The organism is Comamonas testosteroni ATCC 11996 (assembly GCF_000241525.1).
Classification (GTDB): domain Bacteria; phylum Pseudomonadota; class Gammaproteobacteria; order Burkholderiales; family Burkholderiaceae_C; genus Comamonas; species Comamonas testosteroni.
In genome coordinates this window covers 1-14,604 of the sequence record NZ_AHIL01000054.1, presented here as the reverse complement: position 1 = coordinate 14,604, position 14,604 = coordinate 1, and the positions used below count along the sequence as shown (strand labels likewise).

16 protein-coding genes are annotated in these 14,604 nt (G+C 61.9%); 8 read left to right on the top strand and 8 right to left on the bottom strand.

All coding sequences use genetic code 11. The features are described 5' to 3' along the window. Window positions 1-135: 135 nt before the first annotated feature. The 5 genes from lptB to argS form a co-directional block, all read right to left on the bottom strand. Window positions 136-918 (bottom strand): LPS export ABC transporter ATP-binding protein, encoded by a 783-nt coding sequence (gene lptB, locus CTATCC11996_RS22590; protein ID WP_003068196.1) that lies wholly within the window; start codon window positions 916-918, stop codon window positions 136-138. Beyond that, on the bottom strand, window positions 915-1,571 hold the full coding sequence (lptA, locus tag CTATCC11996_RS22585) for a lipopolysaccharide transport periplasmic protein LptA (RefSeq protein WP_003080941.1): 657 nt from the start codon (window positions 1,569-1,571) through the stop codon (window positions 915-917). Before lptA ends, lptB begins: the two co-directional genes overlap by 4 nt. Window positions 1,572-1,701: 130 nt before the next feature. Next, window positions 1,702-2,352: a thiol:disulfide interchange protein DsbA/DsbL gene (locus CTATCC11996_RS22580; protein ID WP_003080939.1), complete on the bottom strand. Its 651-nt coding sequence runs from the start codon at window positions 2,350-2,352 to the stop codon at window positions 1,702-1,704. 170 nt (window positions 2,353-2,522) lie between these two features. Continuing rightward, window positions 2,523-3,224: an SPOR domain-containing protein gene (locus CTATCC11996_RS22575; RefSeq protein WP_003080938.1), complete on the bottom strand. Its 702-nt coding sequence runs from the start codon at window positions 3,222-3,224 to the stop codon at window positions 2,523-2,525. A 101-nt stretch (window positions 3,225-3,325) separates the two neighbouring features. Further along, on the bottom strand, window positions 3,326-5,035 hold the full coding sequence (gene argS, locus CTATCC11996_RS22570; protein ID WP_003080937.1) for an arginine--tRNA ligase: 1,710 nt from the start codon (window positions 5,033-5,035) through the stop codon (window positions 3,326-3,328). A gap of 446 nt (window positions 5,036-5,481) precedes the next feature. Between argS and CTATCC11996_RS26420 the strand changes: the two genes are divergently transcribed. After that, the gene (locus CTATCC11996_RS26420) at window positions 5,482-5,634 is read left to right on the top strand and encodes a TonB-dependent receptor (RefSeq protein ID WP_003080935.1); all 153 of its coding nucleotides are present in this window, start codon (window positions 5,482-5,484) and stop codon (window positions 5,632-5,634) included. A 63-nt stretch (window positions 5,635-5,697) separates the two neighbouring features. Here the strand turns inward: CTATCC11996_RS26420 and CTATCC11996_RS22565 are convergent, their stop codons facing one another. Together CTATCC11996_RS22565 and CTATCC11996_RS22560 are read right to left on the bottom strand one after the other, a co-directional pair. Further along, window positions 5,698-6,144, bottom strand: coding sequence for a DUF2214 family protein (locus CTATCC11996_RS22565; RefSeq protein ID WP_003080933.1), 447 nt, complete (start codon window positions 6,142-6,144; stop codon window positions 5,698-5,700). Window positions 6,145-6,228: 84 nt separating this feature from the next. Then, window positions 6,229-7,164, bottom strand: coding sequence for a LysR family transcriptional regulator (locus CTATCC11996_RS22560; RefSeq protein WP_003060536.1), 936 nt, complete (start codon window positions 7,162-7,164; stop codon window positions 6,229-6,231). A gap of 388 nt (window positions 7,165-7,552) precedes the next feature. Here CTATCC11996_RS22560 and CTATCC11996_RS22555 point away from each other — a divergent pair, with 388 nt between their 5' ends. Next, window positions 7,553-8,752: a sensor histidine kinase gene (locus tag CTATCC11996_RS22555; protein WP_003080931.1), complete on the top strand. Its 1,200-nt coding sequence runs from the start codon at window positions 7,553-7,555 to the stop codon at window positions 8,750-8,752. A 12-nt stretch (window positions 8,753-8,764) separates the two neighbouring features. Beyond that, window positions 8,765-9,451, top strand: a complete 687-nt coding sequence (locus CTATCC11996_RS22550; protein WP_003080929.1) for a response regulator transcription factor — start codon at window positions 8,765-8,767, stop codon at window positions 9,449-9,451. Window positions 9,452-9,520: 69 nt separating this feature from the next. On the opposite strand, the gene CTATCC11996_RS22545 is transcribed toward CTATCC11996_RS22550, so the two are convergent. Further along, complete coding sequence (locus CTATCC11996_RS22545) at window positions 9,521-9,880, bottom strand: hypothetical protein (protein ID WP_003080926.1); 360 nt, start codon at window positions 9,878-9,880, stop codon at window positions 9,521-9,523. A gap of 493 nt (window positions 9,881-10,373) precedes the next feature. Here CTATCC11996_RS22545 and CTATCC11996_RS22540 point away from each other — a divergent pair, with 493 nt between their 5' ends. The 5 genes from CTATCC11996_RS22540 to CTATCC11996_RS22520 all read left to right on the top strand — a co-directional run bounded on the left by CTATCC11996_RS22540 (window position 10,374) and on the right by CTATCC11996_RS22520 (window position 14,430). Further along, window positions 10,374-12,566 carry a malate synthase G gene (locus tag CTATCC11996_RS22540; RefSeq protein WP_003080923.1) on the top strand — a complete coding sequence of 731 codons (2,193 nt, stop codon included), beginning with the start codon at window positions 10,374-10,376 and terminating at the stop codon, window positions 12,564-12,566. Between the two features lie 195 nt (window positions 12,567-12,761). After that, window positions 12,762-12,980 (top strand): cysteine-rich CWC family protein, encoded by a 219-nt coding sequence (locus tag CTATCC11996_RS22535; RefSeq protein WP_034350123.1) that lies wholly within the window; start codon window positions 12,762-12,764, stop codon window positions 12,978-12,980. A gap of 45 nt (window positions 12,981-13,025) precedes the next feature. Continuing rightward, the gene (locus CTATCC11996_RS22530; RefSeq protein WP_003060526.1) at window positions 13,026-13,214 is read left to right on the top strand and encodes a 4-oxalocrotonate tautomerase; all 189 of its coding nucleotides are present in this window, start codon (window positions 13,026-13,028) and stop codon (window positions 13,212-13,214) included. A gap of 102 nt (window positions 13,215-13,316) precedes the next feature. Beyond that, window positions 13,317-13,505 carry a 4-oxalocrotonate tautomerase gene (locus CTATCC11996_RS22525; RefSeq protein WP_003060524.1) on the top strand — a complete coding sequence of 63 codons (189 nt, stop codon included), beginning with the start codon at window positions 13,317-13,319 and terminating at the stop codon, window positions 13,503-13,505. A 157-nt stretch (window positions 13,506-13,662) separates the two neighbouring features. Then, window positions 13,663-14,430, top strand: a complete 768-nt coding sequence (locus CTATCC11996_RS22520; protein ID WP_003080920.1) for a class II glutamine amidotransferase — start codon at window positions 13,663-13,665, stop codon at window positions 14,428-14,430. Window positions 14,431-14,604: the final 174 nt, after the last annotated feature.

Sequence of the window (14,604 nt, the reverse complement as noted above, 5' to 3'; positions counted from 1 at the left end):
CCCCCAGACAATCATTGCAAACGCGCGCAGTGCTATGGGTTTGCCGCCGGGCTGCCCCAAGGCAAGCCTCGGCGCTGCCGGTCAGGGTCCCTTCCGGGGGCAGCGACCACACAAAGTGAGGGAGCGTGGGAGTCATCACATCCTGAAATGTTCGCCCAGATAGACGCGGCGCACATCGGCGTTCTCCACGATCTCCTCGGGCGTGCCTTCGGCCAGCACATGGCCGTCGCTGATGATGAAGGCGTGGTCGCAGATGCCCAGCGTCTCGCGCACGTTGTGGTCGGTAATCAGCACGCCGATGCCGCGTTCCTTGAGGAAGCCGATGATGCGCTGGATCTCGATCACCGCAATCGGATCGATGCCGGCAAACGGCTCATCAAGCAAAATGAAGCGCGGTTGCGTAGCCAGGGCCCGGGCAATTTCCACGCGACGGCGCTCACCACCGGACAGCGCCAGCGCGGGCGACTGGCGCAGATGCTCGACGCGCAGCTCCTGCAACAGGCCGGTGAGGCGCTTTTCGATCTCGCCCTGCGTCAGCGTCTTGCCCTGCTCGTCTTTTTGCAGCTCCAGCACGGCGCGCACATTGTCTTCCACGCTGAGCTTGCGAAAGATAGAGGCTTCCTGGGGCAGGTAGGACAGGCCCAGGCGCGAACGCTGGTGAATCGGCATGCCGCCCACCGGCTGGCCGTCGATGAAGATCTCGCCGCCGTCGCTGCGCACCAGGCCCACGATCATGTAGAACGATGTGGTCTTGCCCGCACCGTTGGGGCCGAGCAGACCGACCACCTCGCCTTTTTGCACGGACAGTGACACATCCTTGACCACCTTGCGGCTGCCGTAGGACTTGGCCAGATGCTTGGCCTCCAGGCGGCTGTCGGACTCGCCGCTGCGGCTGCTGGAGAAAGTCGGCTCGCTCATTTCTTCTCGTCGGCTTTCTCGCCACCCAGCGTCATGCTCTGGCGCAGCTGCGTGGCAGGTGTGGCGGGCTTGGGCTGGGCCCCCGGCGTTCCGTCCTTGGGCGCCATGATGGCGCGCACACGACCGCCCTGCCCCACGGAGGAGCTGGGCAGGCCACCGCTGGTCTTCTGACCATCGACGGTATAAACGTCTGTGATGTTGTTGTAGACGATGATGGAGCCCGTGACCTGATCGCTGAGCTGACCGCCACGGTAGCGGCGCATCTCGCCACGACGGATGAACTTGACGATATCGGCCTTGCCGTCGTATTCGATGACTTCGCCTTCGCCCTCGATGAACTCCTCGGGCTGACCGGCCACCGTATCGCGCTTCTGACGGAAGAACGCCCGCTTGCCGGCCTCGGCCTTGATCACACCGTACTGATAGCCCTCGGCGTCCTGCCGCACATCGAGCTGAGCACCGCGCAGCACGATGGTGCCCTTGGTCATCACCACATTGCCAGTGAAGACACTGGTCTGCTGCAGCTCGTCATGACGCAACGCATCCGCCTCGATATTCATGGGCTTGGCGCTGTCGGCCTTTTCGGCATGGACAATGCCGGTCGCTGCTGCCAGGGCGCAGGCCAGCGCAAGAGGTAGGAGTGTTTTTTTCATGGAAGGCACGTTTCTTGCATCCATTGTAGTCATTCCCTTTTTGCAACTTGCGTAAAAAACACCCACAAAAAAGCCCGCACGGCGGCGGGCTTGTTGGGCGTCAAACGTCACTGGCGTCTGCTGCCTGATCTCAGGCCTTGCGACTGGAGGCAACCAGCGCATTGACCACGCGCAGCACATTGTCCATATTGCCGGCCTTGGTGCCGTCCGTGTAGTAGCGGCCGGCCACACCCATGGCGGGCACGCCTTCCACGTCATATTCGTTTTGCAGCTGAGCGGCCTTGCGTGCCTGATTGGCCACGGTGAAGGAGTTGTAGACCTCCTTGAACTTGGCCAGATCCACGCCCTGCTTGCCGACCCAGTCAAAGATGGCGTCGTCGGTCTTGAGCAGATTGCGATCCACGTGAATGGTACGGAACACCTTGGCGTGCAGCTGGGGCAGCAGGTTCATGCCCTCCAGGGCGTAGTAGAGCTTCTGCTGAGGCACGAAAGAGGCATTGAAAGCCACGGGCACGCGGCGCACCACCACATCGGCAGGCTGGCTCTTGGCCCAGGCTTCGAACTGGGGCTCGAAGACATTGCAATGCGGACAGCTGTACCAGAAGAACTCGACCACCTCGACCTTGCCGGCCGGCGCGCTCACGCTGGCAGGCTTGCCGAGCTTGATGTAGTCCTTGCCTTCTTTGGGCGCAGCGCCCTGGGCCCAGCTGGAGGAGGCACCCAGACTCAGGGCACCAGCAGCAGCTGCCGAGGCAGCCAGAGAGAATTCGCGACGTTTCATCTAAACAAACTCCTGTATCAGGTCTGCAGTATCAGAGCCAACAGGCCCAAAAAAGTTCAGCGTTGTCAAAACTACCAGTGGCACGAGCCTGAAACCTCAAGCAAGGGCCGCCTCGCACCTAAGGTGCCCCCCCGTTCCGAGGAGAAGGCGCTCCGCGTCTCAGGGCCTTGTTATCTGGCCGCGCGCACCAGAGTCGAGTCCACGCCCGCGCCATCGAGCTTGCCCTTGAGCTGCTCGGCGTCGTCACGCTTGCTGAACGGCCCCACACGCACGCGGAAAACGGTGATGCCGTTCTGCTCACGCTCGCTGATGCGCGACTCCCAGCCCAGCATGGCCAGCTTGGCACGCTGCGCTTCCGCTTCGCTCTGGCCACGGAAAGCGCCGGCCTGCACAAAGTAGTTGAATGCAGAGTCCGAAGAGGATGCCGTCTGCGCAGCCGCCTTTTCCTTGTCTGCACGCGCCTTTTCTGCCTTGTCGGCGGCGGCGGAGCGCTCCTTGACCAGATCACCCAGCGGATCACCCGATGCAGGCTTGACAGGCTTGTCCGGCGTAGAGGGCGGCGGCGTGGTGACCCCGCCGGTTGCAGTAGGTTGAACCGCAGGCGTGGGCGGCGACACCGTCACGTCGCTCGGAGGAACTGGTGGCGTCACCGGGGGCGGTGCAGGCTGGCGGCTCTGCAGTGGTGCGTTGGGGTCCCAGTTCTTGTTGCGCTCGGCCTCAGCCGCATCGCGCTGAGTGTTGTTTCCGCCCTTGTTGAGGAAGGGCACCGGCACCTTGGTCACATAGATGGCCACGGCCAGAGCCGCAGCCAGACCGATGACCATGCCAAAGATAAGCCCCAGGATGGTTCCACCGCGTTGCTGGTTCTTCATATCAGTCGCTTAACGCTTTCTGCTTCAGTTATTCCACTCTCAGATCCATCGACCCCTGACAGGCAAGGCCGGCAAGGCGGCCGATGGACAGGAAACTGGGATTACATGCGCTCGGGTGCGCTCACACCCAGCACCGCCAGGCCATTGTGCAACACCTGGGCCGTGGCAGCGACCAGGGCCAGGCGTGCGAGCTTGACCTTTTCGTCGTCCACCAAGATACGCTCTGCGTCGTAGTAGCTGTGGTAGCTGGAGGCCAGATCACGCAGGTAGAAGGTCACGTCGTGCGGTGCATTGCCTTCGGCAGCAGCAGTCAGCATCTCGGGGTACTTGGCCAGCAGCAGCATCAGCGCCTGGGCCTGCGGGCCTTCCAGAGCGGACAGGTCCACATCCTTGAGTGCCGCCAGGCCTGCACCGCCGGCCTCCTGCCAGGCGCGCAGCACGGACTGGATGCGCGCATGGGCGTACTGCACGTAGTACACGGGGTTGTCGTTGTTCTGGGCCACGGCCAGGTCCACGTCGAAGGTGTACTCGGTGTCGGGCTTGCGCGAGAGCAGGAAGAAGCGCACGGCGTCCTTGCTGGTCCACTCGATCAGATCGCGCAGCGTGACGTAGGAGCCGGCACGCTTGCTGATCTTGACCTCTTCGCCGTTGCGCACCACGCGCACCATGGTGTGCAGCACGTAGTCGGGGTAGCCCTCGGGGATGCCTACATCGGCAGCCTGCAGGCCGGCACGCACACGGGCAATGGTGCCGTGGTGGTCCGTGCCCTGAATGTTCACCACCTTGGTGAAGCCGCGCTTGAACTTCTGGATGTGATAGGCCACATCGGGCACAAAGTAGGTGTAGCCGCCGTCGGTCTTGCGCATCACGCGGTCTTTGTCGTCCCCGTAGTCGGTGGACCTGAGCCACAGCGCGCCGTCCTGCTCATAGGTCTTGCCATTGGCGATCAGGCGGTTCACGGTCGCTTCGACATGACCGTTTTCATAGAGGCTGGACTCCAGGTAGTACTCGTCGAACTTCAGGTTGAACGCCTGCAGGTCCTTGTCCTGTTCGTTGCGCAGATAGGCCACGGCGAACTGACGGATGTTGTCGTAATCCTCGACATCGCCGTTGGCGGTGAACTCGCGGTCATCGGCCTTGATGGTTTCCTTGGCCAGGAAAGCCTTGGCGATGTCGGCAATGTAGTCGCCGTTGTAGAAATTCTTGGCCAGCGGGTTGTCGCTGTCGGTGGGCCAGCATTCGTCACCGGGCTTGAAGCCCTTGGCGCGCAGCTGGGTGCTCTTGGTCAGGGTGTCGATCTGCACGCCCGCGTCGTTGTAATAGAACTCGCGGTGAACCTTCCAGCCCTGGGTGGAATACAGGTTGCTGATCGCATCGCCAATGGCCGCCTGGCGGCCATGGCCCACATGCAGAGGGCCGGTGGGGTTGGCGGAAACGAACTCGACGAGGATGTTCTCGCCGCGATCTGCCTGGTAGCCGAACTTCTCGGCCTGCGCCAGCACTTCGCGCACCACCTCCTGCTTGGCAGCAGGCTTGAGGCGGATGTTGAGAAAGCCCGGGCCCGCGATTTCAATCGCATCTACCCACTGCTGGAAAGCGGCGGTAGCCTCCAGCGCGGTCTTGAGCTGCTCGCCCAGGGCGCGCGGGTTGGCCTTCAGAGGCTTGGCCAGCTGCATGGCCGCCGTGCAGGCGAAATCGCCATGGGCTGCCACTTTGGGGTTTTCAAACGCAGCGCGTGCGCCGGCGCCGGGCGAGAGTGTTTCGAGCTCAGCAGCCAGGGCTGCGAGCAATTCCTGTTTGACGGAGAGCATCGAAGGATTTTACGTGCCGGATTCAAGTCCTGCCGAATCGCTGGCGCCACACCCTTGTTCCAGGGCCGGTTCACAGGTTTCAGAGCGGTGGGCGGTATCCGTATGTTTCGCCGGCCATGCACAGTCACTGCGCGAAGGGAAGTCATTCTCGTTTAAGCCCGGAATGCAGACCTTGACCACATTCGGCGGCGAGCTCAGCTGCGGCTGGGACCTGTCTGCCGGCTAAACCCCAACCGCAACACCTACGAGCACGACATCAACAACCAGGGCCTGGACTTCAATACCCACCCGCCCGAGCACATGCTGCGCCTGTGGAGCACCTACCCGTTGCCCGGCGCCAGGAGTGCCTTCAGGCCAGGCGGCGGCGTGATCACCCAGAGTGCTTGCAACCACAAGATCGGCACGGTGGACATCACCGCGCCGGGCCTGCCCTGTGGAGCAGTTATGTGCGCAAACAGATCAGCAGGCAGTGGCAGGCCTCGCTGAACTTCAACAATTTGTTCGACAAGCGCTGCTACACCTCGATCGGCAACCTGGTCAACAGCAGCCACTATGGCGATCCACGCAATGTGATGCTGAAGCTGCGCGGCACGTTCTGAATGCCGCAGGCATGAAAAAGGCCGCTTTGCAGCGGCCTTTTTCTTTTGCAGGGTCTGGGCAGATTACATGCCGCGCGCCCAGAAGACGGCAACCACGGCGATCACCGGCACCACATGGCCCTGCCACATCACCCATTTGCGGGTCTGCCTGACCTCCTCGGGCGCCGGCAGCTGGCCGCTCGCATCCAGCGTCTTCTTCCAGCGGCGGAAGGTCAGCGTGGGCTTGAGCGAGAGCAAAAAGGCGATGACAAACAGCGTCATCTTGAGGTGGAACAGCGGCGAGGCCGTATAGGCCCCCATGCCCTTGACGCCCCAGAGCAGGCGCGCAATACCGGTCAGCAGCAGGACGACGGCGGCAATGCCGTAAATCATGTCCAGTCTGGCCAGACGCTGCACCACGGCGGCATTCATCCACTCCACACGGCACAGGGCGGCCTGGCTGGTCAGAAACACCACCAGGGTCAGGATTGCCAGCAGATGGGCGCTGGCAAGAACAGCTTCAAAGGTCATGGCTTCATCGTAGAAAAAAGGACGGATTCAGCGGCCCGGATCGGGCCATGGCGACCGGTCCATTGTCTACCGTTTCAGGCCTACTCAGAGATCCACGCCAAGACGAAAGAAGTCCGGCTGGTTGTAGTGGTGCTTAAGGTAGTCGATCCACATGCGCACGCGCAGCGGCATGTGCTTGCGCTGGGGGAAGACCACGAAGATGCCGTTGGGCGGCGCGGCAAACTCTTCCAGCACGGGCACGAGGCGGCCGGCGGCGATCTCGGCCTCCACCTCCCAGGTGCTGCGCCAGGCAATGCCCCAGCCCCCAAGGCACCAGTCGTGCAGCACCTGCCCGTCGGAGCAATCCAGCGGGCCACCCGGCTTGAAGTGCACGACCTCGCTGGTGCCACTTTCGGGATGCGGGATGCGGAAGGCCCAGCCCCGCGTTTGCGAGGCATCGGACGACAGCGTCAGGCAGTCATGCTGGGTCAGCTCGCTGGGATGCTTGGGCGTGCCGCGGCGCTCCAGATAGCCGGGCGTGGCCACGCACAGGCGGCGGTTGTCGGCAATGCGCACGCTGACCAGGGCCGAGTCCGGCAGATCCCCCACGCGCACCGCGCAATCGAAGCCCTCGCCCGCCAGATCGACCACGCGATCGCTGAGGTTCAGCGAAATGGTGACATCGGGATGCAGGTCTCGGAAACGCGGCACCAGCGGCGCCACATGGCGGCGCCCGAAACCGGCAGGCGCCGTAATGCGCAGATGGCCCGTGGCCTTGACACCGCCGGCCGACACGCTGGCCTCGGCATTGCACACATCGGAGAGCAGGCGCTGGCAATCCTCCAGGAAGGCGCTGCCTTCATGGGTCAGCGAGATGCGGCGCGTGGTGCGCACCATGAGCTTGACGCCCAGGTGCTCTTCCAGAGCGTCCAGACGGCGCCCCATGATGGCGGGCGCCACACCCTCGGCCTTGGCGGCAGCCGTCAAGCTGCCCCTGGTCGCTACCGATACAAAAGACTCAAATGCCTTGAGTTTGTCCATGACCGCTGCTCCTGTCTGGTCCGTGTTGTCTCCTGCTGCGGTAGCGTGCACTATTAATACAAGAGCACATACCGCACAAGCAGTCTTGATTTCTCAAATGTTTTTATCGAAAGTTCTTTAAACAAGAGCGCTGAGTGCTATCACTATAAAAGTCATCAATCAGCGCCGCATGCCTGTCTCGCATGTGACTTCATTGCGATATATCTTACTTATAAGTCACAAGTTGCCAGTGAATCTTTGATGTTTATATATGTTTATATCAAAATTTACCGTTTTCCCTGAGGCAGGAATATCGCTTATTCGCCAGCGCCATGAGCTGGTGGGCAGAGCCAGGCGTTAAACCTATGATTTGCAAAACACATTTACAAATCCGCTGCCGCCTGCCGTCATGAGCTTTTCACCCATTTCTGCCGCCCAACTGGCCGATCTGCTGGGCCGCTCCGGCCAGGGCTGCGCGCTCTGGAATGCCGAAGGGCTGCTGCTCATGGCCACTCCCGCCTGGTGCCAATGGCTGGATGTGCCCGAGGGCGCAAGCCCCATCGGCCAGCCGCTGCGGGGTCTGCTGCCTGCCAGCATCTGGCACACCCATGGCCAGCGCTTCGCCGCCGCAGCCCGGGGTCTGCGCCAGGAGTACGACGACACCCGCAGCGGCGACTTCGGTGCGCAGCGCCACCGCCGCATACAGCTCACGCCGGGAGCCGCCGATGCCCAGGGCCGGCACGAGGTGATGATGCAGCTCAGCGACACAGGACGCGAATATGCGCGTGGCGAAGTCATTGCACGCCAGCGCGAGCAGCTGCAGGCCTTGCACGAGCAACTGCGCAGCAGCCGCCAGGACGCGGGCGAGCTCGACAGGCTGCGTACCCTGCTGAACTGGCGCACGGCCATGCTGAGCGAACACAACGAGATGCTGCAGCTGCTGTCGCACGAAATCCGCCAGCCGCTGAACAACGCCTCGGCTGCCATGCAGGCCACGCTCAAGGCCATCGAAGATCTGCATCTGGCCGATGCAGCGCCCGCCGCCAGGGCCTTGCTGCGCGCCGAGCATGTGCTGCAGCAGGTGATAGGCACACTGGACAACACCCTGACCGCCGGCACGATTTTGGCTGCAGGCGGCAAGGCCGGCGCCTCCAGCGAAACCGATCTGCCAACCTTGATCAAGCTGGTGCTGCACGATATTGCGGCCGACCTGCGCCCGCGCATCGATGTTCAATGGCTGACCACGGCACGCACCGTACAGCTGCATCCGGCGCTGATGCGGCTGACGCTTCGCAATCTGCTCAACAACGCCCTGGCCTATGCGCCCGCAGATACCCGGGTGCAGCTGCGCATCTCCGAGTCCGACGAACCTCTGGCGCTGATTCTGGAAGTCATGGACCAGGGCCCCGGCATTTCCGAGGAGCTGCTCCCGCGTCTGTTCACAAAAGGCGCGCGCGGTCATCACAGCAACAGCCGCCCCGGGGCCGGCCTTGGCCTGTTCATCGTGCATTCGGTCTTGCAGTTGCACCAAGGTACAGTACAAGCTCTGCCGCACAGCCCGCATGGCACGATCATGCGCCTGGTCATTCCCCAAGGTCTTGCCGAATGAGGTCCGCCGCCCATGCTGCCTGCCACTCTTGCCCTGGTCGACGACGACACCGAGTACTGCGAATTTCTGGCCCAGCATCTGCGCGGACAAGGTGTGGAGGTCACGGCATACAGCGACAGCAGCGACCTGCTGGCCGACGACGCCCCCTATCGCTTTGATTTCTATGTACTGGATCTGATGCTGCCCGGGGTGGCAGGCACCGAGCTGCTGCGCATCATCCGCAAGCGCAGTCAGGCGGGCGTGCTGATCGTCTCGGGGCGTCTGGGGCCCGAAGTGTTTGCCGAGGTCATCAACGCCGGTGCAGATATGTATCTGACCAAGCCCGTGACCTTCGAGCAGGTGGAACTGGCCGTACGCGCCGTCCACCGGCGCATCATGACCACGGCCCGGACGGCCACGGCCTGGAAGCTGGACAGCCGCCGCAGCCTGCTGACCGCTCCCGACGGCCAGAACGTGGAGCTGGGCGCCACCGACCTGATGCTGATGGAGTGCTTTTTGCAGGCCCAGGGCGAAACCGTCAGTCGCGACCATATCCGCAGCCTGCTGACCCATACCAGCGCAGCCGAGTCCGACAACAACCTGCACGCCACCATCTACCGCCTGCGCCGCCGCATCGAAAAGGCGACGCCCGTGGCCGTGCCGCTGCAGTCCCAGCAGAAAGTGGGCTACCAGTTCCGCGCCCCGTTGATCGCGGCCTGATCAGTCCGGTGCGGCGCGCAAAACAAGAACGGGCCTCCAGGCCCGTTGCGCGTCTTCAGGCCGGCTGAATCACATGACGAACCTGGACTCCACGTCCGAGACCTTGCGCCTGGCCAGGGCCAGGTTGGCACGGCCGTTGTCCAGCACGTAGTAGATGAAGATGCCGTTGATCTTCTCGGCAGGGCGCAGGATGTGATATTGCTTGCCCAGGGTGATCAGAATGTCTTCGATGTTGTCGTTCAGACCCAGGGACTTCATGGTCTTCATCTTGGCGCGCACCACTTCGGTATTGCCGGCGGCAGCCAGCTCCAGGTCCACGCCGGAACCTATGCTGCCCAGCAGCATGCCGCTGTTGTAATCCACCACTGCCGCGCACATGGCGCCATCCAGGGTCATCAGATCTTGCAGGCTTTCGTTCAGATTCGCCATCAGAAGCTCCTTGGTAAAGATTGGCTGGCCGATATCGGAAGATGCTCAATTTGTTTCAAGATTAACAAATCATTTCTGAGCGCGGATATCGACTTATGACAGACAACGCCTTGTCATTTGATTGCGCGCACTTACTTCAATCTCAAGAATAAGGCCGTAAGAACACCGTCCAAACTGCCGCAAGCTCAGGCCTGGCAAGCGATTGAAGCTATTGCTTCGGGAGAGGCCTCGCGCTGCATCCTCCAAGTCGCATTCATCCATTGCTGAGCCGGTCACCGCCGAAGCCGCCGAGCATCCCGGTCAGAACTGACGAACTCTGGCGTCTTTGGTACGTAAAACGCATAAATTCCAGGAACTCCATATAAAAACATCATGAGTTCTGAACTATTTAGGCTATTTATGTACTCAAAAAATTCAAATACAGTCTCCCCACATGCTGCCCGTGATGGGCAACGACTCCTGAATCCAGAGACATCACAACCAGAGGTTTCCAATGACTGATCGCACCCAAGTCCACGGCCTGCAAGTCGCCACCGAGCTGTACAACTTTGTGAACACGCAAGTGCTGCCTGGCACGGGCGTTGACCAGGACACCTACTGGAAGGGCTTCGATGCCATCGTGGCCGATCTGGCCCCCAAGAACGCAGCCCTGCTGGCCGAGCGCGATCGTCTGCAGACGCAGCTCGATACCTGGCACAAGGCCAACCCCGGCCCCATCACCGACATGGTGGCCTACCGCAAGTTTCTGACGACCATCGGCTATCTGGTCGAGTCCCCCAAGGACGCCAAGGCCACGACCGAGAATGTGGATGCCGAGCTGGCCATCCAGGCCGGCCCCCAGCTCGTGGTACCCATTCTGAACGCCCGCTACGCCCTGAACGCCGCCAACGCCCGCTGGGGCTCGCTGTACGACGCGCTGTATGGCACGGATGCCATCAGCGAAGAAGGCGGCGCCGAGAAGGGCAAGGGCTACAACCCCGTGCGCGGCGCCAAGGTCATCGAGTTCGCACGCAACTTCCTCGATCAGGCCGTGCCCCTGGCCTCGGGCTCGCACAAGGATTCCACCGGCTACGCCGTCGAAGGCGGCAAGCTGGTCGTGTCCCTGAAGGACGGCAGCAAGACCGGCCTGAAGGACGAAGCCAAGTTCATCGGCTACCAGGGCGATGCCGCAGCTCCCAAATCGGTGCTGCTCAAGAACAACGGCATCCACATCGACATCATCGTCAACAAGTCCACCCCCATCGGCAGCACTGACGCCGCCGGCGTGGCCGACGTGGTGGTCGAAGCCGCCCTGTCCACCATTCTGGATCTGGAAGACTCCGTGGCCGCCGTGGATGCCGAAGACAAGGTCAACGGCTACGCCAACTGGCTGGGCATTCTGAAAGGCACGCTGACCGAATCCTTTGAAAAGGGCGGCAAGACCGTGACCCGCGGCCTGAACCCCGACCGCGAATACACCGGTGCCGACGGCAAGAGCGTGAAGCTGCACGGCCGCTCGCTGATGTTCGTGCGCAACGTGGGTCACCTGATGACCAACCCCGCCATTCTGTGGGGCGCCGAAGGCAAGGAAATCCCCGAAGGCATCATGGACGCGCTGGTGACTACTGCCATCGCCATCCACGATATCAAGGGCAACGGTGCCAACGGCATCAAGAACAGCCGCACCGGCTCCGTCTACATCGTCAAGCCCAAGATGCACGGCCCCGCCGAAGCCGCTTTTGCCAACGAGCTGTTCGGCCGCGTGGAGCAGGTTCTGGGCCTGCCCGAGAACACCGTCAAGCTCGGCATCATGGACGAAGAGCGCCGCACCTCGACCAATCTGAAGGCCGCCATTGCAGCCGCACCGGCACGCGTTGCCTTCATCAACACCGGCTTCCTGGACCGCACCGGCGATGAAATGCACACCGCCATGTATGCCGGCCCCATGGTCCGCAAGGCCGACATGAAGACCTGCGCCTGGCTGCCCGCCTATGAAAAGAACAACGTGCTGGTCGGCCTGAACATGGGCCTGCGCGGCCGCGCCCAGATCGGCAAGGGCATGTGGGCCATGCCCGACCTGATGAAGGCCATGCTGGAGCAGAAGATTGCCCAGCCCAAGGCCGGTGCCAACACCGCCTGGGTGCCCTCGCCCACCGGTGCCACCCTGCACGCCCTGCACTATCACCAGATCAATGTGGCCGACGTGCAAAAGGGTCTGGAAAGCCCCAACGCCGACGCCGAGTGCGATGAGCTGCTCAACGCCATCCTGCAAGTGCCCGTGTCCACCAACCCCAACTGGAGCGATGCGGAAAAGCAGCAGGAAGTGGACAACAACGTGCAAGGCATCCTGGGCTATGTGGTGCGCTGGATCGACCAGGGCGTGGGCTGCTCCAAGGTGCCTGACATCCACAACGTGGGCCTGATGGAAGACCGCGCCACGCTGCGCATCTCCAGCCAGCACATCGCCAACTGGCTGCAGCACGGCATCGTCACCGAAGCCATGGTGCGCGACAGCTATGCCCGCATGGCCAAGATCGTGGACGAGCAGAACGCCGGCGACGCCGCCTACAAGAGCCTGGTGGCCAACCCTGATGGCGCAGCCTACCAGGCCGCTCTGGACCTGGTGTTCAAGGGCAAGGAACAGCCTTCCGGCTACACCGAACCCCTGCTGCACGCCTGGCGCCTGAAGGTCAAGGCCGGCGCTTGATTATTGCCGGGCAAGGCTGCTCCTGAATAAGGAGTAGCTTTCGCTTGATGTCAATGGATCTTGAAGGTATTTCTACCTGAATCCATTGATTCAAAAGCGCAGGCAGCTATCGAAAATGCACTCCATGTCAGTACATCGAGTGCATTTTTCTTGACCTCGCCACTCGCAGTGCGTTATCGCTTCTACACTGCGGCCATGCCCACCGATCCCCTCATAGACGCCAGCCGCTGCCCTCTGTGCGGCCAGCCCAACCAGTGCGCCATCAGCGCCGGCCTGCCGCCGCAAAGCTGCTGGTGTATGCAGACCCCGGTTTCCCGGGATGCGCTGCAGAGGCTGCCCGCAGACGCACGTGGCAAGGCCTGCATCTGCCCCGCCTGTGCGCGGCCGCTCGACAACGATTCCACCCCTGCCTGATCCTGCGTGCAGCTTGGGCATTCCACATTCAGCAAGGAGACCTTGATGCCCACCTATCGCATTGAACTGTTTGAAGGCCGCAGCGTTGAACAAAAGCGCAAGCTGGCCGAAGAAATCACCCGCGTGACCACCGAGGTGCTGGGCAGCGCACCCGAATCCGTGGACATCATCATCACCGACGTGCCGCGCCACAACTGGGCCACCGGCGGCAAGCTCTGGTCGGAGCAAAGCTGAGCAGCCCACATGCGGTCGGGGCCGTCCCTGGACGGCACTTGAGCCGCCCGGCCTTATGATGGGCCTCTTTCCCCAACCCCAAGCCAGCAAGGAAACCTGCACATGCCCACCTACCATGTCGAAATGATGGAAGGCCGTACCGTCGAACAAAAGCGCAAGCTGGTCGAAGAAATCACCCGCGTCAGCGTGGAAGTGCTGGGCGGCTCGCCCGAATCGGTGGACATCATCATCACCGACATCAAGCGTCACGACTGGGCCACTGGCGGCAAGCTCTGGCTAGACCGCGAATAGATCGCCGCAGCCCTCTTGCGCAAAGCAGCTTCGGCTGCTTTTTTCATGCCGGCTGGGCAGCGGTTGACGATCTCTGCCATACAGCACCATCATTGACGAGATCGTCCATAGATTCTTGGGCTATAAAGCTTTTTTGCTTGAAAGATATGACGAAGCCATGTGCCAGCTGCTTGGAATGAACTGCAACACGCCCACCGATGTGCGCTTTAGCTTCTCAGGCTTCACACAGCGCGCAGGCAACACCGGCGACCACACCGACGGCTGGGGCATCGCCTTCTTCGAAGACAAGGGCCTGCGCCACTTCGTCGATCACGAACGCGCCGTCGACTCCCAGATCGCCAAGCTCATCCGCGAATACCCGATCAAGAGCACCAACGTCATCGCCCATATCCGCAAGGCCACCCAGGGCGTGGTCAGCCTGCAGAACTGCCACCCCTTCGTGCGCGAGCTCTGGGGCCGCAACTGGGTCTTCGCGCACAACGGCGACCTCAAGAACTTCGCCCCCAAGCTGCATGCCCACTTCCAGCCCATTGGCAACACGGACAGCGAGCGGGCCTTCTGCTGGATCATGCAGGAGCTGTGGAAGTCCCATGCAGGCGTGCCCAGCATCGAAGAGCTGACCCACACCCTGCGCGAGCTGGCCGCCAAGATCGCACCCCACGGCACGTTCAACTTCCTGCTCTCCAACGGCGAAGCGCTCTGGGCCCATGCCACGACCCACCTCTGCTATATCGAGCGTAGACATCCCTTCACCCAGGCACAGCTGTCCGACGAAGATCTCAGCGTGGACTTCTCCCGCGAAACCACCCCCCAGGACAAGGTGGCCATCATCGTCACCGCCCCTCTGACACAGAACGAGCAGTGGATCCCCTTCCAGAACGGGGAGCTGAGGGTGTTTGTGCATGGCCAGGCGGCGCCCTATTGAAGTGCACCAACCAGGTTGGCCATTGAAAAATAAAAAGAGAGCGCCTGGCGCTCTCTTTTTATGGGTTTCCGGTATTTTTGCAGCTGCAATGCTTTGACAGCCTGCGGCAGGCGCTCCTCATTTAGAAGCACCCAATAAAAAACCCCGCAATCTTTCGACTACGGGGTTTTCACT